Annotated in this window: 1 protein-coding gene; it reads left to right on the plus strand. The window is 67.2% G+C overall.

Annotated elements, in window-relative coordinates:
* The coding region (locus B0E46_RS17780; RefSeq protein ID WP_168171219.1) for a hypothetical protein at nucleotides 1-302 on the plus strand (302 nt) is incomplete at both ends.

Raw genomic sequence — 302 nt, forward strand, 5'->3', positions numbered from 1 at the left:
CCTGGGTAGCGGCAGCATTGGCGGCAACCTGCAGGCGACCAGCAACAACGGTGCGGTCAGCGAGAGCGGCGCACTGGCGGTGAGCGGCACGAGCAACATCAATGCGGGGACGGGCGCGATCACGCTGGCCAATGCCGGGAACAACTTCACGGGAGCGGTGAGCCTGACCGGTGGTACGACGCAGATCACGGATGCGGGTGCATTGACGCTGGGCACGTTGAGCACGGGCGCGCTGACGGCGATCAGCACGGGAGCGCTGAACCTGGGTAGCGGCAGCATTGGCGGCAACCTGCAGGCGACCA

The sequence above is a fragment of the Rhodanobacter sp. B04 genome, from assembly GCF_002001125.1.
Lineage (GTDB): Bacteria > Pseudomonadota > Gammaproteobacteria > Xanthomonadales > Rhodanobacteraceae > Rhodanobacter.